We start from the raw sequence: 26129 nt of genomic DNA, 5'->3' as shown, positions 1-26129 counted from the left end.
GCGCAGGCAGATCACGGCGCAGGCGAGGGTTGTGAGGGCGAGATGGAGGTCGGCGCGGCGCTCGTAGCGGACAGTCAGGCGTCGGAACCGGGCCAGCCAAGCGAAGGTACGCTCCACGACCCACCTATGGCGGCCCAGCCGGGCGCTGCTTTCGATACCACGCCGTGCGATGCGTGGCGTGATGCCGCGGGTGCGGCACTCACGGCGACAGCGGCGGTGGTCGTAAGCCTTATCGGCGTGGAGCTTGGTGGGCCTACGGCGCGGACGTCCCCTGTGCTTGGCCCGCACGCCCGGTACTGCATCCAGGGTGGGCGCCAGCATACGGCTGTCGTGGCGATTGGCGCCGCTCAGCGTCAGGCCAAGCGGCGTGCCCTGGGCATCCGTGACGAGGTGGCGCTTCGTGCCAGGCTTGCCGCGGTCCGTCGGGTTCGGCCCAACCTCGGCGCCCCCCTTTTGGCGGGCAGGCTGGTGCTGTCCAGCGCCGCCCGGCTCCAGTCCAGGGCGCCCGCGTCCTGCAGTCGCTCCAGCAGCACACGGTGCAGTCCTCTCCAGACCCCGGCGGCATGCCACTCGCCCAGCCTTCGCCAGCAGGTCTTGCCGCAGCAGCCCAGTTCGGTCGGCACCTCATGCCACTGGATGCCCGTTCGCAGCACGAACAAGATGCCCGCCAGCGCCGCACGGTCGGGCGCACGCGGCCTGCCACCTCTCGGCTTCGGCCGCTCCCGCGGCAACAGCGGTTCCACCACCCCCCAGAGGTCATCAGAAACGAGGAGAGCCATCCCTCCTCAACGCCTCAGCCCGGGTTTTGTTCTTAGCTCTAAGTGCTATTGGCGCCGTCACCCCGGAGGCACAGCGGGCCAGCGCGCTGGAGGTCGCGCGCAATGTCCGCCTTCGTGGGCCTCACGGCATCGCTCGCCTGTGCCCGTTGCCGGCCCCGGGCGGCAAGCCCCTCACTGTGACCGTGACGTCCTCCAGGCGCCGCGCCCAGCCCGCCGCCACGGTTTCCCTCGATCCGGTCTCGGCGTCCCTGCAGATCACCCGCCCTCCAGCCATCTCGAACCCGAGGGCGCGCCGGGCTATACCGGTCACCACCACTGTGTTGCCCGGTCCGCTCCCGATCAGCACGGGCGTCTTGCCCAGCGCCACCACGACCCGCCCGGTCCGGCCCCAGCGGATCTCGACCCGCGGCCCGCGTAGCATCGCCTCCGCCAGCACGATCATGCCGCCGAGCAGCCCGCCGAAGGCGGTCAGCCCGAGGATCCGGGCGATGGGCTCTGGACCGCCCGCCACGCTGATCGCGACGAAGAGGAGGCAGGCGAGGACGCCTCCCGCCAAGCCGCCCGCCAAGCCGCGCCAAATGCCCAGATTTGGTATCTCCGGTCCGACCACGGCCCCGAGGCAGCCGCCGGCCAGGCCCCAGACCGACGTGCGGAAGCCCTCGCGCCAGAGCATAGGGATGCCGGTGCCGCCGGCGGCGATCGTGTCGGCGTAGACCCACTGCCCGAGCGCGAAGGCGGCGAAGCCGCCTAAGCCGCCGAGGCCTGCGGCCAGCAGCACCGTGCCGTCTAGCCGCGGCCCAGCCCGTAGGTGGAGGTCGAGCCCGAGCCGGATCCCGAAAGCCATCCCGAAGCCTGCCGGTGCGAACCACGCCCCGGTGAGCAGCGCGAGCTGCAGCGCACCGCCCCGGTCGGCGAATTTCAACAGTTCGCCGGCGGCCGCGCCCAGGCCCGCGCCCGCCGCCCCGAGCAAGACGATCAGCGTACCCTTCGGAAAGGCGCTCCCCGCCGCAACGGCCGGGCGACGCGCTCTCCCGGCGGCCACTACCGCCGCCTCCGGAAGGCGGTGCCGCGGCCGAGATGGCGCGGCAGGATCGCCCTTGGTCGTGGCCGCGCCGCCCAGATGAGGGCGGCGCCGGCCCAGGCGGCGGCCGCGAGCGCCAGGAGCAGCGTCGGCACCAGCCAGCCGGTAGCCGAATAGCCGCCGAATGCCGGGCTGCGCAGCGCCGCAACGACCTGCGCCCACATCCCCCCAAGGCCGATGGAGAAGAAGGCGCCGCCGATGAGCCCGAGCGCCCAGGCGAGGAAGGCGTGCATCGCCGACTACGCGACCGGGCTGCGCCGGGGGCGGTGCCCGGCGGTTCCGCTGGAGCTGGCCACGGCTATCCGAGGAGGACGTGGAGCGAGTCTACGGTGCTGTCGGTCCCCCTCCTGTCCTTCTCCTCTGTCTGCTTCACGTCGTCGACCACCGCGCGCAGCGGGGCCGACGCGGGCCGCGGCGAGTGGGCCACGTTCCGCACGCCTGCCGGGTTCTGGGCCGGGACTGGCGGCACCGGGCCTGACCGCCTGGCGAAGGCCGAGTAGAGCTCCTCGGACTGCGATTTCTCGACCGCTTCCTGGTAGAGCCCCACGCGCTGGCCTGCGGTGTCGAGCGCGGCAGAAACTATCTCGTCGTCCCGGCGGCGCTGCGCCAGCAATTTGTCGAAGCGGCTGCGGGCCTCCCCCTGCGTCGCCTGCTTGCGGCGCACGTCGGTGAGCAACGCGTCGAACTGTTGGCGCCGGCACCCGCGCAGCTGCGCCACCGCCGCCCGCGCCGGGGCGAAGCTGCTCCCGTCACGCACCTCGTCCTGGTAGATCGCCGCCGCAAGCTGCTGCCTGTTCTGGTGCGCTTGCTGCTGCCGCTGGAGGTAGCGGGTGCCCGCGGTCGCCGTCACGCCCACCAGCGCCGCCGCCAAGCCGGCTGCGGGCTTGCCGGTCGCTAGCCCGGTGACCACGCCGGCGGCGGTGCCGACGCCGACGGCGAGGAGAACGTCGTCCGGCTGCAGTCCGCTGCGCTTCACGTCGGCGATCGGCTGCCGGTAGCTGCTGCAGGGGTCGTCCGCCGTCACCACCGGCCCGCTTAATCCCGTGGCGCAGCCGCCGATCGTCAGCGACGCCGCGGCCAGCATCGCGACCGCCCGCGCCGCACGGCCGTGCGGCGCGATTCCCCCATTCGAATGCATGTCCCGCCCTACCATCGTGATCTCCCCCCTTGCGTCACGGCTCCATGAACCGGCGCTGCAGGTCCAGCCGCCATTCCGGCAGCCGCCTTTCGTCCGGCACCCCGCCTATCCGCCGTACCTCGCTGAGGTGGCGCTGCACGAACTGCAGGGCCCGCTGCCAGTCACGGTCCTCGCGCCGGCCTGCGGTGCCCGCCACCGCCTGGAACGCCGTGTCGACTGCCGGACCCGGCTCGCGCGCGAGGACGGCGAGGCTCTCAACGTACTGGCCGAAATTCAGCTCGTTGGTGCGGCGCAACCGGGCGAGGTCGCCCTGGGCCTGCAAGAGCGCCGCCGCGTAGGCCCGCCGCTGCTCGTCCGGGAGCGGCTGCCCGTCGTCCCGCCGGCCGGTCCTGACCCGCTCCCGCAGCCGCTCCATCAGCGTCGGCGCGATCTCGACCCGGCGGAACAGGTTGTTGTAGCCGAGCGCCAGGCCGACCTGGTTCTCCACGAGCTGGCGGTGGATGCGACGGTCGCGCTCGTTGATTTCCGCGTTGCCGCGGGCCAGCTCGGCCTGCAGCTGCTGCACTTGGCGCGACACCTGCTGCGGGTCGATGGCACTGCGCTCACTCACCTGGCGCATGCTGGCGAGCTGGGCGGCCATGGCCTCGCGCGACCCGGCGCCGGCCCCACTGGCCGCGCCCAGGCGCTCCATCGAGGCCTGCAGGGCGCGGTCGGCCTCGGGATCGGAGACGAGCTCCTCGAAGTCGCCGTTGCGCTTTTTGACGAAGATCGGGCCAGAAAGCGCCAATCGGAAGCCGAGCGTCGCCGACCGGAAGGCGCCACCGCGGTCGTAGAACGGCATCTCCCGGCGGCTGGCGACTCCGATCGACGCCCGCGGATCGTTCGCGTTGCTCCCGCGGCTGACGAAGCCACCGGGCATGGCCGCGAGCCCGTCCGGGCGGACGGGGCGGAAGAGGTCTGCCGTCATCTCCTCCGCGTTGCCGAGCACGTCGTAGAGCTCAAGCAGGTTGGGCAGCCTGCGGCCGACCGCGTGCACCTGCTGACCTTCGGCGGGCTCGTTCTCGGGTGAGGTCAGGCTGGCGACTTCCTCGATCTCCGGCGACTCTCCACCGCCGTTCCGCCGCACCTGCGGCAGGCGCTCTCCCTGGCTCGCCGCCGTGGCGACCCCGCCCCGCGCGGCGTACTCCCACTCCACCTCGGTCGGGAGCCGCAGGAAGGAGGGAGCGGCTTCGACCCAGGGCAGCGCCTCCGGCGGGAGCTTGTTCCGGATCCTCTCATCGTCCATCCGCACGAGGTAGCGGGTCAGCGCGTCGGCGAATGCCACGGCGTCGAACCAGGTCATGCCGGTCGCCGGCGGCACCTGCGTGCCCCGCATCTCCCGCGCCGCGGCCCTGACCGCGTCGCACCGCCCCTCCTCCGGCTTCGGTTCGAGCAGGCCGGCTTGGTAGATCTGCCACTGGAGCGCGGTGACCTCGTACTTGCCGATGTAGAAGTGGCGCGATTGCCCCCGAGGCTCGGCCAGCGTGCCGGTGACGTAGGTCCGCCGCGGACCGGACATCGCGCGGGCACGCGGGTCCTCCTGCTGCGTGCTGCCGAGGAAGACCTCGTCGTGGTCCAGTAGGTCCTGTGGACGGAAGCTGACCCTGCGCATCACCAGGAAGCGGCCGCACGGCAGCGGCAGCGCCAGCTCCTCTGGGAGTTCCGCGGCGGGACGTCGCTCCTGGCAGGAGTAGGGCCGCCTCTGCCGTCGCTGCGCCTCGGCCGCGCCGGGGTCGTCCAGCCGACACCAGAGATCCTCCGCGGGCTGCGCCAGCGGGTGTCGGGCGGGCAGGACCGCCAGGGCGATCCCGCCGGCGATCAGCAGGGCGCACCGGCGCATCACAGCCTCCGCAGCGTGAGGGCGGGGTCGACCCGGACGGCGAGGGCGCTCGCGCCGATCGAAGCGAGCGCGGCGACTAGCAGGGTCAAGAGGAGGACCGAGAGCTGCGCGCTGGCCGGGAGGCGGTAGACCACGAGGTTCTCCGCCACCGTGCCGCGCAGCACCCACGATACCAGGGGCGAAGCAGCGAGCGCCATCCCGACCGCTGCGAGCGCACCGAGCATGCCGACCACGACCGCCTGGACGAGCGGGAATGCAGCCATCGCGGCAGAGCGGAAGCCGATCAGCCGCAGCACCGCGAGTTCGTGCCGCTTGCGCTCCACATTGGCCCAGAGGCTGACGGCCAGGCCGAGCGCGGCCCCGCCGCCGCCCAGCGCGGCGATGAGGCCGAACAGGAGGCCGAGCGCCCGGTCGAGCCTGCGGACCAGCGCGATCTCCGACGCGGCGGTCTGGACCCGCACCCCCTCGGCCGCCAACCAGGCGCGCAGCGGCTCCACCGCATCGATGTCGGCGGCAAATAGCCGGAAGCCGGCGTGGAGCCGCTCGCCCGGCTGGCGATCGCGCCCGGCGGCGCCGAGGGCCGCGGCGGCGTGCCCTTCGCGGTAGTCCTCGCTCGCCTCGACCAGCGCCGGCGGCAGCAGGGCGGCGTCCCGCGCGAGCCGAGCCTGCGCGAGGACGGCCAGGACGCGCAGCGGCAGGAGCACCAGCTCCCGCCGCTCCTCCGTGACCCGGGCGAAGCGGCCGACGACGCGGTCGCCGGGGCTCGCGCGCAGCCTCTCGGCCGCGGTGGCGGAGAGCACGACGCCGTCCTCCGGCAGGTCGCCGAGAGTGAGCCCGGCGAGCAGCGGGTCGCCGGCGCCGCTCGGCAGCATGTCCGCGAGCACCGCCTCGCCGTCCTCCGCCGCTCCCTCCCGCGCCAGCGGCAGGATGGTTGCGAGGAAGCGCGGGGTGGGCTGGACGTACCTGGCGCCCGGGCGGGCGCGGAGCGCCGCGAAGAAGCCCGCGTCGAAACGCCCCTGCGTCAGCGGTCGAAGCTCCAGCGTTGTCGGGTTGCGGCGCAGTTCGTCGCGCATGGTCTCGATCACCCCGAACCGGAGGCCGAACAGGACCAGCAGCGGCCCGACAACCGCGGTGACCGAGAGGACGAGGCAGAGGCTGAATCTGAGGTCCTGCCGGAGGTCGTTCCAGGCGAGCATGGAGCTCGTCAGCAGCATCGTGCGGGACACGCGGGGGCGGCCTCAGCCCGCATCCGGCGCGAAACGCACCCGGCCGCCGGCTTCGACGCAGCGCAGCGTCGGGACGCCGTGCCGCCGCACGAGGCCCTGGTCGTGGCTCGAGACCACGAGGGAGGCGCCGCCCTCGCGGCACGCCGCGACCAGCATCGCCATCGTCGTGTCCGCAGTGCGCGCGTCGAGCGACGCGGTCGGCTCGTCCGCAATGAGCAGCGCCGGCTCGTGCGCCAGTGCGCGTGCCACGGCGACGCGCTGCCGCTGCCCGACCGACAGCTCGCCCGGCCAGCGCGGCAGCAGCGCGGCGATGCCCAGCCGCTCGGCGATCTCCGCAGTGCGCCCTGCGCCCGGCAGCCCGAGAATCCGGCGCGGCAGGCCGATGTTGTCGCGGACTGTGGCGAACGGCAGCAGCCCGCCGGTTTGCAGGACGTAGCCGATCGCCCGGCCGCGCCAGGCCGCCAGCGCGTCCGCGCTCCCACGCAGCAGCAGCGCGGCCAGGTCGGCCTCGCCGCCGCGCCCGCGCAGCACGAAGCTGCGGAGCCGGTTCGGCCTGAGGATGAGCGATAGGGCATCGAGCAGCGTGCTCTTGCCGCAGCCCGAAGGGCCCGTGAGCGCGACGGCGCCTCCCTGCGGCAGGCCGAAGCTCTCCTGCTCCAGGACGAAGTCCACACCTTGGGGGCGGCGGTCCACCACGAGGCCTTCCACCGCGAGTGTGAGGCTCACGGCAGGTACTCCAGGGGCATCGGGTAGACCTGCTGGCCCGGGTCACCGCCCGCGAGGTCAACCCAATTCCGTTGGTCCGCGTCCATCTCGCGATAGGCGCGCAGCTTGAACTCCAATTCGTCTAGCAGCTGCTGCTGCTCGTCGCGGGTCATCTGGCTCCAGCCCTGCGCGGTTAGGCCGAGGAAGCGGCTGCGATAGGGGAGCAGCTTGAGGAAGCCGGGGAGGACACCCGAGTCACCGACGCTCTCGGTGTTGTCCTTGAAGCGTTCGGGATCCTGGGCGGTCGAGGCGGAGAGCGCCTGGAGCATGCGGAACATGTTCGCGGCGGTCATCTCCTGATTGGCCGCCGTCTCCGCGATGCGGCGGGTCGAGAGGGCCAGCTGGCTCAGCTGGTTGCGCGTGAGATAGACCGAGACGCGCAGCGCATTGAGGTCCGGGTCGGTCAGGTCGCGGTCCGCCGCCCAGGCGGTGGCGACGGGGCGCGACCGGGTGGCGGCTCGGGCGCCGATGTAGCGCTGCTGCGCGCTGAACAGCTCGTTCACCACCAGCGCGCCGTACCCCTCCGCGCCCTCGCCGTTGCTCCCCGCCTCGGGGGCGGGGATCGGCCGGTTCCGGGACCATGCCTGGAACACCGGCTGGAGAGAGCGCTCGAATTCGGTCATGTAGCGGTCGAACTCCGCCGGCGTGCCGGCGCGAAGCTGGCGGTACTTCATGGAATTCGCGTCGCCCGTGAGGCCGAGCTGCTGATACTGCTGGCGGGCCGGGCCGACATTGCCAAGACGCCGGCCCTCGGCCGAGGCGATGTGGAGCGGCAGGATCGAGATGCCTTGGCGGTTCGCGGCCTCAACCACGTTGAGCAGGCTGGTGCCGCGGAACATCGCGCGGGGATCCCGCCCGCTCAGCGCGCCAGCGTCGCTCACGAAGACCAGGAGCTTGGGCTGATCGGCGAAGGGCGCCCAGTCCAGTCGCTGCACCGCCGTCCAGAGCCCGGCGACCGCATCCTCGTTGAAGGAGTGCGTCGAGACCTTCGCCTCCTCAAGCCCACGCAGCGCCGCCGAGACTTGCTCCAGGGGCGCTGCGGGGTCGAGCTTCTGGACTACGCTCACTGTGTATCCCAGCCGCGAGCGCTGCGGCTCCTGATCCATGTTGTTGCGGAAGGCGACGACTCCGACGGTCACCTTGCCGTCCAGTCCGGCGCCGCGCAGGCCGCCGAGCACGCGCTCGATCGCCTCCCGGGTGCGGTCGAGAAAGGGTTGCATCGAGATCGTGGTGTCGAGGACGAAGACGATGGCGCCGCCAAGCCGGTCGAGGCCAGGCGGGGAGGGTGTCGCCACCTGCCCGGCATTGACCAGCGCGACCTGCAGCAGCGTCGCCGCCTGGCCGCCCGCGAAGCGGGTGCGTCGGTGCCCGAGGATGGGAATGAGGTAGGGGCTGGAGCGGAACTGCTGCTGACCGCGGGGCAGCGGCGGCTCGATCGAGACGACGGACGGGTCGATACGGCGGTTGGCATCGGCGGCCTGCTCGAGCCGCTCCACCAGCGGCCCCGGGTCGGGCGCGTCCACAAGGTCGGCGACGTCCTGCTGCCGCTCGAAGAACAGAACGCGGCGGCGCCTGCCCTGCTGCGCGTACTGCATGGCCATCATCATCGACCAGTCCTGGGCCTCGGCGGCTTTCAACCAGCCCTCAGGCCCACGGCGGAGGTCCTTGCCGACCTCGAGCCATTCGCCCTGCTGCCCGTAGACGTAGAGGATGCTGAAAACGGGGAGCGCCACGCCGCGCGCGGCGCTCCCGGGCGACGCGGCCAGCCGCGCGCCCGGCGCGGAGGTGAGGACGCGCTGGAAGACCTCCGGCGCCTCGCGGAGCGGCAGCGGCCTCCGCGCCGCATCCTGCGTCTGGCTCGCGACCGGGCCCGCGGCGAACAGCAGGCCGATGGCCAGCGAAAAGGTCCGAATCATCCGCATCGCGGCCAGTTCTCCAGGAGGTCGGTGGCCACCCGCTCCCCGCGCTCCGCCTCTGCCTTGACCGCGGGACGGAGCCCCTCCAGCGCCGAGGCGGCCTGGGGATGGTTTAGCCCGCAGGCCTGGCGGTAGAACTCCACCGCGTTGATCAGACTCGGCTCGAGCTGCCTCGGCCGGCCGGGAGCGAGGTCGTGCGGGTCGTACAGTCGGCCCATCGCGTAGATCGCGGCGGCATTACCGCGCCGCCGGAGGTCTACCAGCAGGGAGACCGCTTCGTTCTTCCGGCCCGACGCCAAGCAGTCTTCTGCCATGGCGAGCGCGGTGTCTGGGGGGAGGGCCGAGGCACCGGCGCGATCGGCGCACGCGGCTGGACTCGGCGCCCTGAGGCCGACCACGGCGGCACCGGCCAGCGCGAGGGCCAGCACGCCTACGCCCGCGAGCACGGGCAGGCGCCACGCCGCCCGGGCTGCCGGGACGATCGGCCCGAAGTTGCATTCGGAGCAGTGCCAGTCCGCGCGAGGGTGGCGCTGGACCTCCTTACTGGCCGCGAGTTTGCAGCGGGAAGGATTGTTCCGGCAGACTGCGGCGAGCATCGCGCCGTCGCGGGTTGTCGTGGCCACGTCTCAGTCCTCCAGCCTGAGGAGTTGCCGCGCCTTGAGCGCCGCATCGCGCATCCTCACGTACGCCTCACTGCCATCGCCGCTCGTCCGCTCCACCTCCTGCACCATGTCGACGAGCTGGCGATCGAGCTTGCGGCGGTCGTCGATGTGGCGCAGTTCCGGGGCGCCGAGCCGCTGGCTGACCATCTCGTCGAGCCGCATGACTTCGGCGTGGGCGAGGGAGTCGGGCAACTCGTCGAAGCTGCCCGCCAGGCGGTCGCGGTAGGTGAACCCATCCTTCACGTATCGCAGGACGACCTGCCGCCGGCCCGCCTCGTCACGGTCCTCGAGCACCAGACCGAGGGCACGGCCGAGGAGCAGGGTGGCGTTGGCCTTGGCCGGTGCGACCGGCTCGACGAACAGGTCCGGCAGGTCGGCTGCGGCGTCCTCGGAGTGCACCTCGAGCCGGGCGACCTCGTTCAGCCCGCGCAGCCGGGCAAGGTACTCCTGCTTCAGAAATCCGACCGTCGCGATGAAGCGGGCGGGCAGAGCCGTGTCGATCGACATCACGGTGAGCGCGTTCGGCCGCGAGGTGGTGTCTTCGGGGATGCTGATGTTCAGCCCGGTCTCGCGGAATACCCGGTCGAGCTGCTGGCCGAAGGCGGCGAGTTCAGGCGGCTGCGGCCGCTGGACGATGACCGCGGAAGCACCCTGCCCGAGCGCGGCTTCGCGCGGCGCGCCGACGGCGTCGGGCGACATCACCCGCTGCGTCTCGTCGTAGCGCAGGAAGGGCTGCGCCTGGTCGACCAGGCGCCGCACGAACTCCTGCATCCTATCGCGGTCGCCACCGAGGTCGTTCCGGAGCCGCTGCAGGAGCTTGACCCCGAGGACGCGGTCGCCGTCCGACTGCGCGAACCGGTCGTGGATCCGCGCGACCTGCCGGTTGCACTCCTGGAATACACGCTGGTCCAGCGCCTCCGCCCGCAGCTCGTCGAGGATCGTGCCGAAGGTCGTGCTGTCGCGGATCCTGGGCGTGTCGAGCAGCAGCTGCTGGACCGACGCCGCCATGCGGCCCATCTCGTTCTTGTCCCGCGCCATGCGCTCCGCCATGGCCATGACCTTCGCCGGGTCGAAGTAGCGGTCGGGCTCGGTGCGCCCGGCGCTTCCGGCGGGGCGGAGGCGCGAGGCGATCTGGTCGAGCGCGTCCTTCAGCGCGCCCTCGAAGAGCTGGCGCAGCTCGCCCACCTTCGTCTCCAGCTGTGCGAGCTCCTGCAGCACTACGGGCACCAGCTCCAGCGCGAACTCGTCGGCGGCGAGGTCGGTGCGGATGCGCTGGTAGGTTTGGTTCGCCTCGCCGTAGTCGGCAAGGACCTGGCGGCGGCCCATGGTCCGGCCGATCAGGCCCTTGCGGGACCAATCGGCCACGATCTCCTCCATGTGCTCCTCCGCAAGCTGGAGGCCGTTCCGGGCCGCGTCGAGCGCGGCGGCGCGGGTGGTGCGGCGTGCGGAGAGGGAGAGCCGCAGCGCCTCGATGGTCGCGGCGATCCCCGCTAGGGACCAGCCCTCGTGGCCCTCGCGCCACCGGCGGAGCAGGTCGGCCTCGAGCGAGGCGACCATGGTCCGGGCGATCACCGCGCGGTCGAGCAGCCGATCGCGGAAGTAGGCTGCGACACCCTTGCGCCGGAACCCTTTCTCGTACCCCTCCTCCATCAGCTCGTGGAACTTGGGGAGCAGCTCGCCTGCCGGGTACTTCTCGGCTTCGAGTTGCTCGTGGATATAGTTGCGGTCTGACAGCCATTCTCCCTCGAAGTTTGGCTTCCAGCCCTCCTGCTCGGCGCGGCGCTTGTCCTGCGCCAGCACCGGCGCCTCCCCGCGCAGGTGGGCGTCGGCGAGGTGCCAGGTCTCGAGCAGCGCAGGGTCCTCGGCCCGGTCCCGCCAGCTCGCATTCGGCGGCCGGTCGAGGAAGCCGAAGCTGTCGCTCCAGTTGTTGTGCAGCAACGCCAGCACCGCGGAGCGCACGAGGGACTGGGTGAGGTACTCCTCGATCTCGGACTCCGGGTACTCCACCCGCCGGATGCCGAAGGCGGAGAAGCGCCTAGCCCTCTCGCCGACGGCCGTGCCGGGGACCGTCTCCGGCCCCATGTTGCGATTCTCGTTGCTGAAGATCGGCGACTGCTGGCGGGGGCTTTCGGCGATTCTCTCGTATAGGAAGTCGGCGATCATCGAGGGCGCCTCGTGCTGCACATTGATCGTCGCGCCGGCGCGGTTCTCGTTCGAGCAAAGATAGATGCCGCCGATCCGGTCGACCGGCAGGGTCAGGCGCTCGCCGGTGCCGCGGAGGTCGTAGGGCCGGTACGCCCGGGCGCCTGCGAGGAGGGCGGCGTTCAGCTCGAGCAGGGCGGCGTAACCGTTGGCGTAGTAATTCCCGTCGTTCCAGAGCGAGCCCTGCTCCGGGAGCAGCGCGAAGAGCGAGATCTTCACGTCGTCGCCGACCCCCTCGCGGTCGTTGGCAAGCATCGCCATCGCGTCGAGAAAGCTGCCGCCCCCGGTGCCCCCAGCCAGGCCGGTGACCAGGTGGACATGCAACTTGCGGCCGCCGGTCCGCCCGCCTGAGCCGTCACCGGCCGGCTTGTCCCGCAGCCTGATTGCAAGCGCCTTGATTGCCTCGCGGAACTCCGGGGCTTTCATAGCGAAGAGGAATCGGCCGAGGCGGCGGCGCTGGCCGCCCGCGCCGGCGTCGATGACGTTCCCGGGCACCTGCGCCCAGGCCTTCCGGTCGCCGATCCAGGGCGCGATGGAGGGAAACGCGCGGCGGTTCTCCAGCACGTCCCAAACGCGGGCGCCGCCGATCAGTAGGCGGCTGGCGCGCGGCAACTGGACGGACTCGCCCAGCACCCGCCAAGCCGGGTCGTTGTCGCCCATCATTTCGGGGCTGCTGTCGACGTAGAGGTATTCGATGTTGACGTCCGGGATGCCGTGCGGGCGGTGCAGCTGCCAGATACGCTTCCTCAGGGCCCTTATGACGCGGCCTCCTGTGCCGCCCAAGCCGAGGATGATGTGGTTCCGTGACGTTTCATCGCTCATCTCGAACCACCCAAAGTTCCGCGGAAGCAAACTAACATTCGAATCTCAATCCGTTCGATACTCCTATTCGAACCTTTCGGTCTCCTGATGATGGTCAATACATCACCTTTTCCGGAGTTTTTCTGTAACTGGATTTGTTTTTTGTTCATCGCTCCGGTACTGGACTAGCGTTTTTGGTTCATTTTTGTTTCGACAGGAATACTTCTCCCGCAGGTGGATAGCGCCCGACGAAAGAGGGCCAGCCGCGCTATTGTCGCTCCATACCGCATGCGGGCCGGGCTTGCGTCCGTACCTGCCGCGGTTTCCCCCTATAGGAATGGGACTCGCAACCACCCGCTTGAGCAGAACGGCGCGCCCAGTCGGATCAACGGTCGGCGCGGTGGCAGGCCTGGCCGGCTCGGCTTCGCCGGGCCGCACCGGACGACACGACCGCCGGGCGCGCCGCGCGCGGGCCTGGCCGTCCCTGATCCTGGCTGTACCCACGGGTCGAGCTCGGCGCCTCCGGCCCGGCGCTCCTACGGCAGCGAGGAATGGAGGCGCCTCTCACGAGCGCACTGGTGGCTTTGGCTGATTAGCATGGTCAATGCCCCATGCTAACCAGTCGAAGCGACGGGTTGCCACCGGATAGCCACTCACCTCGACGAGGCTAGCCGTGGCTTTCTAAGTGCTTGAAAAATTGGCGGACCCGATACGATTCGAACGTACGACCTTTGCCTTCGGAGGGCAACGCTCTATCCAGCTGAGCTACGGGTCCAGCGCGCCCCTCCCTTAGCCCAGGCAGCGGCGGGAAGGAAGCCCCCTTCGCCCAAGGCTTGCTCAGAGGAATTGCGGCACCTGCGGGACGCCGAGCAGGTGCCGCCCCACCATCTCCAGATGCCAGGGTGTGGCCTGGAGATGCTGGGAGATGCAGAGGGCATCGCGGAACCGGCGCTCGAAAGGCTCGGCCTCCAGGATGGCCGTGGTCCCGCCCGCCCGGTAGCAGGCGACGGAAACCTCGGTTGCATCTCCCATGACGCTGGTCGTCGCCAGCCGCACCGCCATGCGGGTGTCGAGGCTGAGCTCGCCCATGGCCTCGGCCTCCGCCCAGGCCTCCCGCACCGTGCCGAGCAGATAGGCACGGCCGGCCCGCAGACGCGCCTCGAGCTGGGCGATCTGCGACTGCACGCCATGGTTCTCCGCCATCGGCTGGGCCGCGGCGCGGGCCGACTTGCCGCGCGCCAGGGCGATGCTGCGGTCGAGCAGGCTCCGCGCCGTCCCCAGCGCCGTCGCCGCGAAGCCAGTGGCGTAGCAGAGATGCGAGCTGAAGGCCGTGATCGTCCCCCGGTCCCGCCGCGCCTCGGGACGGTCGCGGAAGCAGGCATGGCTGTCCGGCACGAAGAGATCCACAACCTCGTAGCTGTCGCTGCCGGTGCCGCGCAGCCCCATCGCCGCCCAGTCGCCGATGATCCGTGCCTGCCCGCGCGGGAAGAGCACGGTGACGAATTGCGGTCGGCCAGGACGCGGCGTGCCGTCCGGCTCCGTCACCGGCACATGCGCGCCCATCAGGCTGGCATGCCGGCTGCCGCTGGCGAAGTCCCAGCGCCCGGTCACCCGATATCCGCCGGGCACCGGTACCGCCGTGGCGCGGTTGTGCTGGGCACCCCAGGCGAGTGCGCTGTCACGGTCGCCGAAGCAGCGTCGCGCCACCTCGGGTGCCAGGAAGGTCGCCGAGGTCAGGGCGGAGACATTCCCCTGGTTCACGCACCAGGCCGTGCTGGCATCACCGATCGCCAGGGCCTCGACGACCTCGGCATAGACCGGCAGCGGCAGCGCCTGGCCGCCGATGGCGGGGCTGGTCAGCAGGCGGAAGAAGTCATTGGCCCGCAGCGCCTCCAGCACCGCGGGTGGCAGTTCCCGCGCCTGCTCGATGGCGGGGGCGGCGGACTCCAGCAGGGGGATGAGGGCCCGCGCATGCCCGACCGGGCCAGGCCGGGTCAGGGCCTCGGGCACCTGCGGCGCCAGGGTGCCGAGTTCGGCAGCAGCCATGATCCCGTCTCCTCCCGAGGCTTTGGGAAGGAGGCTAGCATGGCGACCCCGCCCGCCAAGCGAAAGCCGGAGGCTCAGCCCGCGACCGCGGCCCTGGCCCTCGCATCGCCCTCCTCCGGCGCGAAATGCGGGATCGCCGCCAGCAATTCAGCCGTATAGCTGGCCCGGGGCGCGGCAAAGAGCACCTCGCTCCTCCCCTCCTCCACCAGCTTGCCTGTCTGGAGAACGATGGTGCGCTCGCACATCATCCGCACCACGTTCAGGTCATGGCTGACGAAGAGATAGGCGAGCCCGCTCTCCCGCCGCAGCCGGTCCAGGAGGTGGAGCACCACCGCCTGGACCGAGACGTCGAGCGCCGCCGTCGGTTCGTCCAGCACCAGCAGCCGCGGCCCCGCGGCGATCGCCCGGGCAATCCCGACCCGCGCCTTCTGCCCGCCCGAGAGCTGATGCGGAAACCGCCCCAGCAAATCCCCCGGCAGCCCGACCCGCTCCGCCGCCTCCTCCACCCGCGCCCTGAGCCCCGCCCCATCCCGCAGCCCGAGCAGCCGACGCAACGGATCGGCGATGGAGTCGAAGGCGGAGAAGCGCGGGTTGAGGCTCTCCCCGTGATCCTGGAAGACGAGCTGGATGGCCCGCCGATAGGGGCTGCGATGGAACCGCCCTGCCGGGATGGCGCCGATCTCCTCCCCGTCGAAGCGGATGCTCCCCTCGCTGGGATCCAGCAGCCGGCAGACCAGGCGCGAGATGGTGCTCTTCCCCGAACCGCTCTCCCCGACCAGCCCGAGGCTCTCCCCGGCATCGAGATGGAAGGAGACCCCATCCACCGCCGCCGCCGTTCCGAAGCGCTTGCCGAGCTCCCTGACCTCGAGCAGGGGCTGGCGCGGGCGCAGCGGCATGGGCTGCGGCTCCGGCGCGCCGACGAGGCTCGCCACCGTCGAGTCCCGCCGTGGCGAGGCCGCCACCAGCCGCCGCGTATAGGCATGGCCCGGCGTGCCGAAGAGCCGCGCCGGCGGCGCCTCCTCCACCACCCGACCCTGCTCCATCACCGCGATCCGCCCGCAATATTGCGCGGCAAGGCCGAGATCATGGGTGATGAGCAGCATGGCCATGCCCCGCCGTGCCGTGGTCTCGGCCAGCAGGTCCATCACCGTCTTCTGCGTCGTCACGTCGAGGCCGGTGGTCGGCTCATCGGCAATCAGCAGGCTCGGCTCACAGGCGATGGCCATGGCGATCATCACCCGCTGGCACATGCCGCCCGACAACTCATGCGGATAGGCCGCCAGCCGCGCCACGGGGTCGCGGATACGCACCGCCTCCAGCAGCGCGACGGCCCGCTCCCGCGCCTCCCGCGCCGAGATGGATTCATGCGCCCTGAGCACATCCGCGATCTGCAAGCCGACCGGGCGGATCGGGTTCAGCGCCGCGCGGGGGTTCTGGAAGATCATGGACATCGCGGCCCCGCGGAGCGGCGCCAGCACCCGCCGCCCGGCCCGGGTGATGTCCTCGCCGCGGAAGCGGATGTGCCCGCCAGCGATCCGCCCCGCCCGGTCGAGCAGCCGCATCACGCAGAAGGCCGTCACCGACTTCCCCGAGCCGCTCTCCCCCACGATCCCGAGCGTCTCTCCCACCCCGACCGACAGCGAGACCCCCTTCAGCGCCTCCACCGGCCCGTTGCGCGTGGCGAATTCGACGCGGAGGTCGCTGATCTCCAGCAGGCGGCTCATGTCCGCATCCGCGGATCGAGGATGTCGCGCAGCCCGTCGCCCAGCAGGTTGAAGCAGAGCACGGCGAACATCAGCGCCGCCCCGGGGCAGGCCACCAGCCACCATTTGCCGGTGGTGATGAAGCGCGCGCCCTCCGCCACCATGATCCCCCATTCCGGCGTCGGCGGCCGGACGCCGAGGCCAAGGAAGGAAAGCCCCGCCGCATTCAGGATCGCCCAGCCGAGGTTGAGCGAGATCTGCACCGCCATGGCCGGCAGCACATTCGGCAGCAGGAAGCGCAACACGACCTCCACATGGCTGTTGCCCGAGGCCCGTGCCGCCTCCACCCAGCCGAGGTTGCGGCGGATGTTCACCTCCGCCCGGCTGAAGCGGATATAGAAGGGCAGGTTGATGATCGCCGTCGCGTAGATGATGTTCTCGACCCGGTTGCCGAGCGCCGCGACCATCGCCATGGCGAGGACGAAGAGCGGGAAGGCCATCAGCACATCGACGAAGCGGCCGACCCAGGCATCCAGCCGCCCGCCGGCATAGCCGCAGAAGCTGCCGACCGTGGCGCCGATGAGGAAGGAGAGGCTGACCGCCGAGGCAGCGATGGCGAGGTCGAGCCTTGCGGCCACCAGCACCCGGCTGAACACGTCCCGCCCAAGCTGGTCCGTCCCGAACCAGTGCGCCGCGCTTGGCGGCTGCAGGGCAAGGGGGACATTGGAGGCCACCGGGTCATAGGGCGCGATCCAGGGCCCGAGCAGCGCCGCCAGCACCATCAGCCCGCAGCCGCAGCCGGCCAGCAAGGTGACCGGGTTGCCGCGCAGCACCCAGCCGACATGCCGGAGCGTCGCGCTCATCCGATCGACACCCGCGGGTCGGCCAGGCCATAGAGCAGGTCCACCACCAGGTTCACCAGCACGAAGATCGAGGCCATCAGCAGCACGAAACCCTGCACCGGCGCGTAGTCGGAGGAGAGCAGCGCATCCAGCGCGTAGGAGGCGACGCCGGGCCAGGAAAACACTTTCTCCACCAGCACATTCGCCCCGAGCATGGTCGAGAAGACGATGCCCATGATGGTGATCACCGGCAGCAGCGCATTGCGCAGCGCATAGACGAGGATCACCCGGCGCCTCGACAGGCCGAGTGCTTCCCCGGTGCGGACGAAGTCGCTGGTCAGCACGGCGAGCATCGAGGCCCGCGTCATCCGCGCCAGGGGTGCCAGGACGAACAGCGCCATGGTGCAGGCCGGCAGCACGAGCTGGCTCGCCGCCGCCCACCAGGCCTCCCAATCCCCCGCCAGGGCTGCATCCACCAGCAGGAAGCCCGTCACCGTCGGCGGCTGCGAGGCGAAGATGTCGATCCGGCCGGTCGGGTCGGGCGCGATGCCCAGCAGGTAGTAGAGCACGTAGATCAGCAACAGGCCGGAGACGAAGGTCGGCACGCAGACGCCGAGGGTGCAGAGCATCCGCACCCCATGGTCGAGCAGCGAGCCCGGCCTGAGCGCCGCCAGGATGCCGAGCGGCACCGCGAGCACCAGCGCGATCAGCAATGCGCAGAAAGTGAGCTCCAGCGAGGCCGGCAGCCGGCCCCGCAGGTCGTTCAGCACGGGCTGCCCCGTCGTCATCGACCGCCCGAGATTGCCGGTCGCCACATCCCGCAGATAGAGCAGAAGCTGCTCCGGCACAGGCTTGTCGAGGCCCATGCGGCGCCGGATGTCCTCGATCTCCGCCTGCCCCGCATTCGGGCCGGAGGCGAAGAATATCGCCGGGTCGCCCGGCAGGACCCGCATCAGCAGGAAGGTGAAGACCAGCACGCCGAGCAGGGCCGGCAGCGAGGACAGGAAGCGCCGCCCCGCCCGGCCCGCGATGCCCCTCATGTCAGGCCCGGCGCAGGTCGCGGTAATCCACCTGGCGGTGGTACTGGTAGGTGTAGCCATCGATCGCCTGGGTCATCACCGCATCCTGGTTCGGCTGCCAGAGCAGGATCAGCGGCACCTCCTCCGCCAGCACCGCGATCATCCGCCGGCAGAGCCGGTCATACTCGGCCGCGTCCTGCTCGAAGCGGGCCTTGGCGGTCAGCGCGGTGATCTCGGCGTTGTTCCAGCTGCTGTAGTTCCAGCGCTGCTCGCCGGTGAAGAAATTGCGGAAGAAGTAGTCGGTCGAGGGAAGCCAGGCGATTGAGGTCTCGGTCAGGAAGGGCAGCTTCTTCTCGGTCACCAGGGTCGAGATCTGCGCATCCGGCAGCTTCTGGATCTCGATCCGGATGCCGATGCGGGCGAGCGATTCCTTGATCAGTGCCGCCATCGGCTCGCTCGTCGCCGCCGAGCCGACATTGAAGGAGAAGGTGGTGTCGAGCCCGTTCGGGAAGCCCGCCTCCGCCATCAGCGCCCGGGCGCGGGCGAGGTTGGTCTTCATCGGCAGCGGCTGCGGGAAGCGGGCGGTCGGCGGCGTCTCGCTCCAGTCGGCGCCGAACAGCGCCGCACCACGCTCGAAGAGCGCCGCCTTGAAGATGTCGCCATAGGGCAGCGCCGCCGCCACTGCCTGCCGCAGCTTGATGTTGTCGAACGGCGCCATGCGGGTGTTGAAGGCGACCATGGTGAAGGCGTTGAATTGCGGCGTCGAGACCACCTTCACCCGCGGCCGCTGCGCCAGGGTCGGCACGTCGCTCGCCTGCAGGTCGATGGAGAGGTCGGCATCGCCCCGCTCGATCAGGTTCGCCCGCGTCGCCGCCTCGGGGATGGTCTGGTTGATGATGCGGCGGAAGAAGGGCAGCTTGCCGTCGGGCGAGCCCTTCCAGTTGTCGTTTCGCCGCAGGATCACCTGCTCGCCCGGCTTGAAGCTCTCGGCCATATAGGCGCCGGATCCGGCGGCATTGTCCTTCAGCCAGTTCTGCGCCCAGGGGTCCTCCGCCGTGGCATGGGCCTTCGCCACCTTGCTGTTGATGATGATGCAGTAGAGCGTGCAGAGATTGGGCAGCGCCAGCCGGTCCGGCCGCTCGACCCGTGCCTCGACCGTATGCTGGTCGATGATGCGGAACTGCTCGGCCCTGGTCCAGGAGCCGGTCTGGATCTGCACCGCCGCCAGCGAGCGCGCCGACACATGGCGGTCGAGCGACCACTTCACATCCTCCGCCGTCACCGGCGTGCCATCGTGGAATTTGGCGTCCCGCCTCAGGTGGAAGGTGAAGGTCGTGCCGTCCGCGCTGGTCTCCACCCGCTCGGCGAGTTCGCCACGGATGGTGTCCGGGTCGAACACCCAGCCGGCGCCGCTCTGCTTCCGGCCGAAGGAGACCAGCCGGTCATAGATATTGACGCTGATGCCGAAGGCCTCGCGCGTCGAGCCCGGCATGGTGGGGTCGAGCGTGTTGACCGTATTGCCGGTGACCTGCCGCAGCGTCTCCGCCCGGCTCTGCGCCATGGCCGGCCCGGCCAGGGGCGCCGCCGCCAGGCCAGCCGTACCGGCGAGGATATCCCGACGCGTGATCTTCATCCCATGTCCCCAGACCAAAGCCGCATTGTGTCAGCAATCGCCGTACCACTCAGATTCTAGGCAGCCAGCCACCCGCCATCCACCGCCAGCGTCGTGCCGGTGGTGAAAGCGGCAGCATCGCTGGCCAGGAACAAGGCAGCCTCCGCCACATCCTCCGCCCGGCCGAACCGCCCCATGGCATGCCGCGCGCGGGAGGCGGCCATCATCGGCTCCGGCTCCTGGTGCCGGGCGAAGCTCCGCCGGAGCAGCGGCGTGTCGATGGCGCCGGGCACCAGCGCGTTCACCCGGATGTTGTCGCCGACGAAGTCCAGCGCCATCGTCCGCGTGAGGCTGAGGATGGCGCCCTTGGCCGCGATATAGGCCGTATTGCCCCGACCGCCCGCCAGGGCGAGCTGGGAGGCGGTGGTGACGATCGCGCCGCCACCCTGCCGCTGCATGGCCGGGATCACCGCCCGCGCCCAGAGCCAGGTGCCGCCGACATTGGCGCGGAACACCGCATCCCAATCCGCCGGGTCGGTGGTCAGCACCGTCCCGCCGCAGGAGAAGCCGGCGAAGGCGCAGAGGATGTCGATGCGCCCGAAGCGGCCGAGCGCCGCCGCCGCGTCGCGATCCGCGCTTCCCGGCTCGCCCACATCGGAGACAAGCGCCATGGCCTCGCCGCCCGCCGCCTCGATCAGGCGAACGCTTTCCGCCGCCCCGGCCGCATCGCGGTCCACCACCACCAGCCGCGCGCCCTCGCGCGCGAAAAGCTCCGCGCTCGCCCGGCCGAGGCCGGAGCCGCCGCCGGTGATGATCGCCACCTTGCCCTTCAATCGCATGCTCACCCTCCGCAGGATGAGCATTGCCCAAGGGGTGGTCATCACGCAACGCGGCAGGCAGGATGCCCGCCGCAGCGGATAGGGCAGCGCATGGCAGGCTGGCAGGTCGGCATCGATATTGGCGGCACCTTCACCGACATCGTCGCCGCACGAGGCGCCGAATTCCGCACCGCCAAGGTGCCCTCCCGCCTCGCCGACCCCGTCGGCAGCATCTTCGCCGCGCTGGAGGCGATCGGGATCGAGCCCGCCGGGATCGCCGACCTGGTGCATGGCACCACCCGCGTCACCAATGCCATCGTCGAGGGCAGGCTGGAGCCGGTGACGCTCCTGGCGACCGCTGGCTTCGAGGATGTCATCGAGATCGGCCGGCAGAGCCGGAAGGACCTCTACCGGCTGGAGGTGCCGCCGAAGCCGGCACCGCTCGTCCCGCCCGGGCGCCGGATCCCGGTCGCCGAGCGCATGGCGCATGACGGCAGCATCCTCCGCCCGCTCACCGACATCGACGCAGCGGTGGATGCGGCGCTGGCGACCGGCGCCCGCTCCATCGCCGTCATGCTGCTGCACAGCTACGCCAACCCGGCGCATGAGGCGGCGCTGGCCGAGCGGCTGCGCGGCCGGGTGCCCTACCTCTCGCTCTCGCATCAGGTGAACCCGGAGGCGCGCGAGTACGAGCGCTGCGTGGCGACGGTGCTGAATGCCGCCGTCATGCCGCTCGCGGCCGAGTACCTCGCCCGCCTCCGCGCCGAGCTGCCGGCCAGGGTGCAGCTTCATGTCATGCATTCGGCCGGCGGCATGGCCTCGCCCGAGGCGGCGGCGGAACGCCCCCTGCTGATGGCCCTGTCCGGCCCCGCCGCCGGCGTCGCCGCGGCCGCCGTCGTGGCGCGCGAGACGGGCGAAGCCGCCCTGCTCTCCTTCGACATGGGCGGCACCACCACCGATGTCGCGCTGATCCTCGATGGCCGCGCCGAGATCACCCTCGATGCGAAGCTGGCCGACCAGCCGCTGCGCCAGCCGATGGTCGCCATCGAGTCCATCGGCGCCGGTGGCGGCTCCATCGTCCAGCACGGGCCGGGCGGCCTCTCCGTCGGCCCCCGCAGCGCCGGCGCGGAGCCGGGCCCCGCCTGCTATGGCCGGGGCGGCACCGCGCCCACCGTCTGCGATGCCAACACCATCCTCGGCTACCTCAACCCGCGCCGCCGGCTGGGCGGCACCATCACGCTGGACGCGGCGCGCGCCGCCGCCGCCTTCGCGCCGCTGGCAGACAGGCTCGGCCTCCCGGTGGTGGAGCTGGCGCTCGGCGTGCTGCGCGTGGCCGATGCCACCATGGCCCGGGCGCTCAACAAGATCACCGTCGAGCGCGGCGTCGATGGCCGTGGCGCCACGCTGCTGGCCTTCGGCGGCATGGGGCCGATGCATGCCGCCGGCCTCGCCGCGACCTATGGCATCCGCCGCGTGCTGGTGCCGCACGCCTCCTCCGCCTTCTCCGCCCTCGGCTGCGTCGCCGCCGAGATGAGCTACACGCGGCAGCGCACCCTCCGCCTGCCGGGCGAGGATTTCGATGCCGCCCGGCTGGCCGGGGCCCGCGCGGCGCTGCTGGATGAGCTGGCCGCCCCCCTCCTCGCCCAGGGCGTGGCGCGGGAGGCGCTGGCGGTGGAGGAGACCGGCCTCATCCGCTACCGCGGCCAGTCCTATGCGGTGGACGTGCCCCTGCCTGGGCCAGTCGATGGCGCGGGGCTCGGCCTCGCCTTCGAGGAGCGGCACCGCGCCCTGTTCGGCTTCGCCTCCGGCGAGGCCTGGGAGATGCTCGGCCTCCGCCTCCGCGTCGCCGCGCCCCGCCAGATGGACCTTGCCGCGCCAGCCGCCGAGGCCGCCCCGCCCCGCCCCTTCGCCACCGATCCCTGCTGGTTCGCCCCGGCCGGGCCGGTGCCGACGCCGCGCTATGAACGGGCGGGCCTCGCCCTGCCGCACCGCATCGCCGGCCCCGCCATCATCGAGGATGACTGGTCCACCATCCTCGTCCCGCCGGGCTGGTCCGCGGCGGCGCAGCCCGGTGGCCATATCCTGCTGCTGCGGGAGGATGCATGAGCACGCCCGATCCCTTCCGCCTGGAAGTCCTCCGCCACGCCCTCACCGGCATCGCCGAGGAGATGTCCTTCGTCGTCATGCGCGCCGCCCGCTCGCCCCTGCTGCGCGAGGCCGGCGACCTGTCCTCGGCGCTGACCGATGCGCGCGGCCAGCTGGTCGCGCAGGGGCGCGACATCCCCGTCCATCTTGGGGTGATGAGCTTCACCGTCGGCGCCTTCCTCGAGCGCGTGCCCGCCGAGCGCCTCCGCCCCGGCGATGTCTGGTTCACCAACCTGCCCGAGCTCGGCGGCAACCACCTGCCGGATGTGAAGGCCATCCGCCCCGTCTTCGCCGAGGGGCGCCTGCTGGCCTTCGCGGTCAGCCTGGCGCATTGGGCCGATATCGGCGGTGCCTGGCCCGGCTCCTATGTCGCCGCGGCGACCGAGAGCGTGCAGGAGGGCCTGCGCCTGCCGCCGCTCCGCCTCTTCACCGCCGAGGGGCCGGATGAGGAGAAGATCGCGGTGGTGCTGAACAATGTCCGCGGCCCGGCCGAGCGCGAGGGCGACATGCTCGCCCAGCTCGCCGCCACGGCGACCGCCGAGCGCCGCCTGCTCGACCTCTGCGCCACCCATGGTGCCGCGACGGTGGAGGCGGCGATGGCGGCGCTGCACGACCGGTCGGAGGCCGCCATGCGGGCCGCCATCGCATCGCTCCCGCAGGGCGTCTTCGAGGGCGAGGATTTCCTCGACGATGACGGGCCGGGCGGCGCGCCCGCCGCCATCCGCGTGCGCATCAGCGTCGAGGGTGACCGGGCGAGCTTCGACTTCTCGGCGACCGATGACGCCCTCGCCGGCCCGCTCAACACCACGCCCTATGTCACCGCGGCCGCCGTCTATTATGCGATGAAGGCCATCGCCGGGCCGGAGATCCAGCCCAATGGCGGCTGCTACCGCCCGCTCACCGTCGTGACGCGCCCTGGCTCCCTGCTCGACCCGCCACGCGAGAAGCCGCTGGTCGGCGGCAACCACGAGACCTCGCAGCGTCTGGTGGATGCCATCTTCCGCGCCTTCGCCGAGACCATCCCGGAACGCCTCTCGGCCGGCGGCTCCACCACCGCCGGGCTGCTGATCTTCGGCGGCGCCGGCCGCGACGGTGCCTGGAAGACCCTCTACGAGCCGCATGGCGGCGGCGAGGGCGCGCGCCACGACAGGCCCGGCAGTGCCGCCACGCGCGTCCACCTCACCAACACCAACAACACTCCGGCCGAGATCATCGAGGCGGAATTCCCGATCCGCATCGAGCACCACACCCTCCGCCCCGGCTCCGGCGGCACGGGGCGCCATGCGGGCGGCGCCGGCACCGAGCGCGACTACCATGTCCTCGCCCCGGAGATGTCGCTGACCACCATGTTCGAGCGCCGCGTCATCCCGCCCTGGGGCCTGGCCGGCGGCGCCCCCGGCGCCCCCTTCCGCTGCCTGCTGCGCCGCCCGGATGGGACCGAGGAGGAGTTGCGCGGCAAGGCCAACCTGCTGGTGCGGGAGGGCGATCGGGTTATCCTCCAGACCAGCGGCGGCGGCGGCTATGACCCACCGGACTGACCCGGCCGCACCAAGGGAGGACAACCAAGAATGCAATCCCGGATGGACAGCCTGGCCACGCGCCTGGCCGAGCCCGACCTCGCCCGCCATGGCCGCCACCTCACCGCCGAGCTGCTGCTCGGGATCGGCGACGAGGCCTGGCTGCTCTCCCTGCATGACGGAAGCCTCGCCGCGCTCCGCCCCGGCCCTTTCCTGATGCCACGCTCCACCCTGGCGCTCCGCATCACCGCCGAGGGCTTCGCCCGCTTCGCCGCGCCCAGCCCGGAGCCCGGCTGGCACGACCTGCTGGCGCTGCGCCGCCAGGGCGCCCTCATGGTGGAGGGCGACACCGACCTGTTCTTCGCCCATCTCCTCTGGTTCAAGGGGGTGCTGGCCCATCTCGCCGGCCATCCACGGCCTGCGGTGGCCGCCGCACCGGCCTTCGGCAACGTCACCGTCGAGCCCATCACCGGCCGCTATCTCCGCCTCGACATCGCCGGCCGGCCGCATCGCCTCTATGTCGAGGAGGCTGGCTCCGGCCCGCCCCTACTGCTGCTGCACACCGCCGGCAGCGATGGCCGGCAATGGCGCGACCTGCTGAACGATGCCGACATCACCGCCCGCTTCCGCTGCATCGCCTTCGACATGCCGCGGCATGGCAAGTCGAGCCCGCCGCCGGGCTGGGAGCGGGAGGAATACCGCCTCACCACCGCCGGCTACACCGGCCTGGTCATGACCGTCGCCGCCGCCCTCCGGCTCGAGCGGCCGGTCGTGATGGGCTGCTCCATCGGCGGCCGCATCGTGCTCGACCTGGCGGCGGAGCACCCGGATGCCCTCGGCGGCGTCATCGGCCTGCAGGGCAGCGCCTTCACCGGGCGCTACTACGACCTCGGCGCCCTGCACCACCCGCACATCCATGGCGGCGAGGCCTGCAGCGCCATGGTCTCCGGCCTGGTCGGCCCTGCGTCACCCGAAGCCTCGAAATGGGAGACCCTCTGGCACTATGCCCAGGGCGGCCCCGGCATCTTCCGCGGCGACCTGCATTTCTACGCCGAGGAGGGAGACCTCCGCCCCAAGCTGGCGCGGATCGACACCACCCGCTGCCCCGTCGCCCTGCTCACCGGCGAGTACGACTATTCCTGCCGGCCGGAGGACAGCCGCGCCACCGCCGCCGCCATCCCCGGCGCGACGCTCGAAATCATGCCCGGCCTCGGCCACTTCCCGATGAGCGAGAATTGGCCGGCGCTGAAGCCGCACCTCCTGCCGGTGCTGGAGCGGATGGCCAGGGCGTGATGTACGCCTCCGGCCGTTCCGGCCCCCGGCGATCCCGCCCTACCCCACGGTAATCCCCGCCTCCCGCACGACCCGTCCCCAACGCTCCGTCTCGCGCCGCATCAGCGATGCGAGCTCGGCGGGGGTGGAGGTGGCGGCATCCGCCCCGGCCTGGGCCATGCGCGCCCGCACCGCGGGCTGCGCCACCGCCTCGCCGAGCGCCGCCTGCAGCCGCGCCACCACCGGCTCCGGCGTGCCGGCCAATGCCAGCACCGCGCCCCAGGAGGTGCTCTCGGCCCCCGGAAGGTCGATCTCCGCCATGGTCGGCACATCCGGCAGCAGCGAGACCGGCGCCAGGTCCCGCGCCGGGTCGAAGCCGAGGGTCGGATAGAGATGCGGGTTGATCGTCAGCGTGCCCGTCGTGCCCATCACGATCGCATGCCCGTCGGGTGCGCTGCGGACGACATTCTCCATGCCGATATTGCCGCCGCTGCCCGTGCGGTTCTCGACGATGACGGGCTGGCCGAGCCCCTCCGTCAGCCGCTCCGCCAGGATGCGCGCCGCGACATCGGTGCCGCCCCCGGCCGGGAAAGGCACGACGAAGCGGATCGGCCGTTGCGGTGCCCAGGCTTGTACGGGGCCCTGGGCCCGCGCCAGCCCGGGCGCGGCCAGCGCCGCACCCAGCAGGCTGCGACGAAGCATCATA

20 protein-coding genes and 1 tRNA gene are annotated in these 26129 nt (G+C 71.6%); 3 read left to right on the top strand and 18 right to left on the bottom strand.

The window, feature by feature from the left end; all coding sequences use genetic code 11:
* From BLR02_RS11700 to BLR02_RS11620, 17 genes are all read right to left on the bottom strand, one after another.
* Positions 1-779, bottom strand: a protein-coding gene (locus BLR02_RS11700) for an IS5 family transposase (RefSeq protein ID WP_408735514.1) whose coding sequence is annotated in 2 segments (ribosomal slippage) — positions 1-455 and positions 455-779 — 780 coding nt annotated over the 2 segments. Because the reading frame shifts where the segments join, the coding sequence is not laid out codon by codon here. This gene is flagged as partial in the annotation.
* Positions 780-900: 121 nt separating this feature from the next.
* Positions 901-1749, bottom strand: a complete 849-nt coding sequence (locus tag BLR02_RS11695; RefSeq protein ID WP_176849521.1) for a hypothetical protein — start codon at positions 1747-1749, stop codon at positions 901-903.
* A gap of 71 nt (positions 1750-1820) precedes the next feature.
* Positions 1821-2093, bottom strand: coding sequence for a hypothetical protein (locus tag BLR02_RS11690; RefSeq protein ID WP_090663239.1), 273 nt, complete (start codon positions 2091-2093; stop codon positions 1821-1823).
* A gap of 65 nt (positions 2094-2158) precedes the next feature.
* Positions 2159-3013, bottom strand: coding sequence for a hypothetical protein (locus BLR02_RS11685; RefSeq protein ID WP_090663237.1), 855 nt, complete (start codon positions 3011-3013; stop codon positions 2159-2161).
* Between the two features lie 19 nt (positions 3014-3032).
* Entirely contained in the window at positions 3033-4877 is a 1845-nt protein-coding gene (locus tag BLR02_RS11680) for a formylglycine-generating enzyme family protein (RefSeq protein WP_090663235.1), read from the bottom strand.
* Positions 4877-6103 carry an FtsX-like permease family protein gene (locus BLR02_RS11675; RefSeq protein WP_143018109.1) on the bottom strand — a complete coding sequence of 409 codons (1227 nt, stop codon included), beginning with the start codon at positions 6101-6103 and terminating at the stop codon, positions 4877-4879. Before BLR02_RS11675 ends, BLR02_RS11680 begins: the two co-directional genes overlap by 1 nt.
* Positions 6104-6115: 12 nt before the next feature.
* On the bottom strand, positions 6116-6829 hold the full coding sequence (locus BLR02_RS11670; protein ID WP_090663231.1) for an ABC transporter ATP-binding protein: 714 nt from the start codon (positions 6827-6829) through the stop codon (positions 6116-6118).
* Positions 6826-8790, bottom strand: coding sequence for a vWA domain-containing protein (locus BLR02_RS11665; RefSeq protein WP_090663229.1), 1965 nt, complete (start codon positions 8788-8790; stop codon positions 6826-6828). The genes BLR02_RS11670 and BLR02_RS11665 overlap by 4 nt, the downstream gene beginning before the upstream one ends.
* The gene (locus BLR02_RS11660; RefSeq protein ID WP_090663227.1) at positions 8781-9407 is read right to left on the bottom strand and encodes a hypothetical protein; all 627 of its coding nucleotides are present in this window, start codon (positions 9405-9407) and stop codon (positions 8781-8783) included. The genes BLR02_RS11665 and BLR02_RS11660 overlap by 10 nt, the downstream gene beginning before the upstream one ends.
* A gap of 3 nt (positions 9408-9410) precedes the next feature.
* Positions 9411-12470 (bottom strand): tubulin-like doman-containing protein, encoded by a 3060-nt coding sequence (locus tag BLR02_RS11655; protein ID WP_090663226.1) that lies wholly within the window; start codon positions 12468-12470, stop codon positions 9411-9413.
* Positions 12471-13147: 677 nt separating this feature from the next.
* Positions 13148-13224: transfer RNA gene (locus BLR02_RS11650), tRNA-Arg, on the bottom strand.
* A gap of 62 nt (positions 13225-13286) precedes the next feature.
* Positions 13287-14495, bottom strand: a complete 1209-nt coding sequence (locus BLR02_RS11645) for an acyl-CoA dehydrogenase family protein (RefSeq protein WP_090663224.1) — start codon at positions 14493-14495, stop codon at positions 13287-13289.
* A gap of 74 nt (positions 14496-14569) precedes the next feature.
* Positions 14570-16219 (bottom strand): nickel ABC transporter ATP-binding protein NikE, encoded by a 1650-nt coding sequence (nikE, locus tag BLR02_RS11640; protein WP_090663222.1) that lies wholly within the window; start codon positions 16217-16219, stop codon positions 14570-14572.
* Positions 16216-17061, bottom strand: coding sequence for an ABC transporter permease (locus BLR02_RS11635; RefSeq protein WP_090568312.1), 846 nt, complete (start codon positions 17059-17061; stop codon positions 16216-16218). The genes nikE and BLR02_RS11635 overlap by 4 nt, the downstream gene beginning before the upstream one ends.
* Positions 17058-18080: an ABC transporter permease gene (locus BLR02_RS11630; protein WP_090568309.1), complete on the bottom strand. Its 1023-nt coding sequence runs from the start codon at positions 18078-18080 to the stop codon at positions 17058-17060. The genes BLR02_RS11635 and BLR02_RS11630 overlap by 4 nt, the downstream gene beginning before the upstream one ends.
* Position 18081: 1 nt before the next feature.
* A complete protein-coding gene (locus tag BLR02_RS11625; RefSeq protein ID WP_090663220.1) occupies positions 18082-19692 on the bottom strand; it encodes an ABC transporter substrate-binding protein in 1611 nt (536 codons plus the stop codon).
* A 56-nt stretch (positions 19693-19748) separates the two neighbouring features.
* Entirely contained in the window at positions 19749-20510 is a 762-nt protein-coding gene (locus BLR02_RS11620) for an SDR family oxidoreductase (protein WP_090663269.1), read from the bottom strand.
* A gap of 90 nt (positions 20511-20600) precedes the next feature.
* Between BLR02_RS11620 and BLR02_RS11615 the strand changes: the two genes are divergently transcribed.
* The 3 genes from BLR02_RS11615 to BLR02_RS11605 are packed head-to-tail and all read left to right on the top strand — an operon-like array spanning position 20601 to position 25444.
* Entirely contained in the window at positions 20601-22595 is a 1995-nt protein-coding gene (locus BLR02_RS11615; protein ID WP_090663218.1) for a hydantoinase/oxoprolinase family protein, read from the top strand.
* The gene (locus BLR02_RS11610) at positions 22592-24172 is read left to right on the top strand and encodes a hydantoinase B/oxoprolinase family protein (protein ID WP_090663216.1); all 1581 of its coding nucleotides are present in this window, start codon (positions 22592-22594) and stop codon (positions 24170-24172) included. Before BLR02_RS11615 ends, BLR02_RS11610 begins: the two co-directional genes overlap by 4 nt.
* A 30-nt stretch (positions 24173-24202) precedes the next feature.
* Positions 24203-25444: an alpha/beta fold hydrolase gene (locus BLR02_RS11605; RefSeq protein ID WP_218127918.1), complete on the top strand. Its 1242-nt coding sequence runs from the start codon at positions 24203-24205 to the stop codon at positions 25442-25444.
* 39 nt (positions 25445-25483) lie between these two features.
* Here the strand turns inward: BLR02_RS11605 and BLR02_RS11600 are convergent, their stop codons facing one another.
* Positions 25484-26125 (bottom strand): Bug family tripartite tricarboxylate transporter substrate binding protein, encoded by a 642-nt coding sequence (locus tag BLR02_RS11600; RefSeq protein ID WP_245704743.1) that lies wholly within the window; start codon positions 26123-26125, stop codon positions 25484-25486.
* Positions 26126-26129: the final 4 nt, after the last annotated feature.

It is taken from the genome of Belnapia rosea, assembly GCF_900101615.1.
Classification (GTDB): Bacteria; Pseudomonadota; Alphaproteobacteria; order Acetobacterales; family Acetobacteraceae; genus Belnapia; species Belnapia rosea.
The sequence above is the reverse complement of the archived record's forward strand: the minus strand, read 5'-3'. Positions and strand labels throughout refer to the sequence as shown.

Bases quoted from the DNA above. Each gene is read 5' to 3' on its own strand.
- BLR02_RS11690 (WP_090663239.1), bottom strand. From the start codon at position 2,093: ATGCACGCCTTCCTCGCCTGGGCGCTCGGGCTCATCGGCGGCGCCTTC.
- BLR02_RS11685 (WP_090663237.1), bottom strand. From the start codon at position 3,013: ATGGTAGGGCGGGACATGCATTCGAATGGGGGAATCGCGCCGCACGGC.
- BLR02_RS11680 (WP_090663235.1), bottom strand. From the start codon at position 4,877: ATGCGCCGGTGCGCCCTGCTGATCGCCGGCGGGATCGCCCTGGCGGTC.
- BLR02_RS11665 (WP_090663229.1), bottom strand. From the start codon at position 8,790: ATGCGGATGATTCGGACCTTTTCGCTGGCCATCGGCCTGCTGTTCGCC.
- BLR02_RS11655 (WP_090663226.1), bottom strand. From the start codon at position 12,470: ATGAGCGATGAAACGTCACGGAACCACATCATCCTCGGCTTGGGCGGC.
- BLR02_RS11645 (WP_090663224.1), bottom strand. From the start codon at position 14,495: ATGGCTGCTGCCGAACTCGGCACCCTGGCGCCGCAGGTGCCCGAGGCC.
- nikE (WP_090663222.1), bottom strand. From the start codon at position 16,219: ATGAGCCGCCTGCTGGAGATCAGCGACCTCCGCGTCGAATTCGCCACG.
- BLR02_RS11635 (WP_090568312.1), bottom strand. From the start codon at position 17,061: ATGAGCGCGACGCTCCGGCATGTCGGCTGGGTGCTGCGCGGCAACCCG.
- BLR02_RS11630 (WP_090568309.1), bottom strand. From the start codon at position 18,080: ATGAGGGGCATCGCGGGCCGGGCGGGGCGGCGCTTCCTGTCCTCGCTG.
- BLR02_RS11625 (WP_090663220.1), bottom strand. From the start codon at position 19,692: ATGAAGATCACGCGTCGGGATATCCTCGCCGGTACGGCTGGCCTGGCG.
- BLR02_RS11620 (WP_090663269.1), bottom strand. From the start codon at position 20,510: ATGCGATTGAAGGGCAAGGTGGCGATCATCACCGGCGGCGGCTCCGGC.
- BLR02_RS11615 (WP_090663218.1), top strand. From the start codon at position 20,601: ATGGCAGGCTGGCAGGTCGGCATCGATATTGGCGGCACCTTCACCGAC.
- BLR02_RS11610 (WP_090663216.1), top strand. From the start codon at position 22,592: ATGAGCACGCCCGATCCCTTCCGCCTGGAAGTCCTCCGCCACGCCCTC.
- BLR02_RS11605 (WP_218127918.1), top strand. From the start codon at position 24,203: ATGCAATCCCGGATGGACAGCCTGGCCACGCGCCTGGCCGAGCCCGAC.
- BLR02_RS11600 (WP_245704743.1), bottom strand. From the start codon at position 26,125: ATGCTTCGTCGCAGCCTGCTGGGTGCGGCGCTGGCCGCGCCCGGGCTG.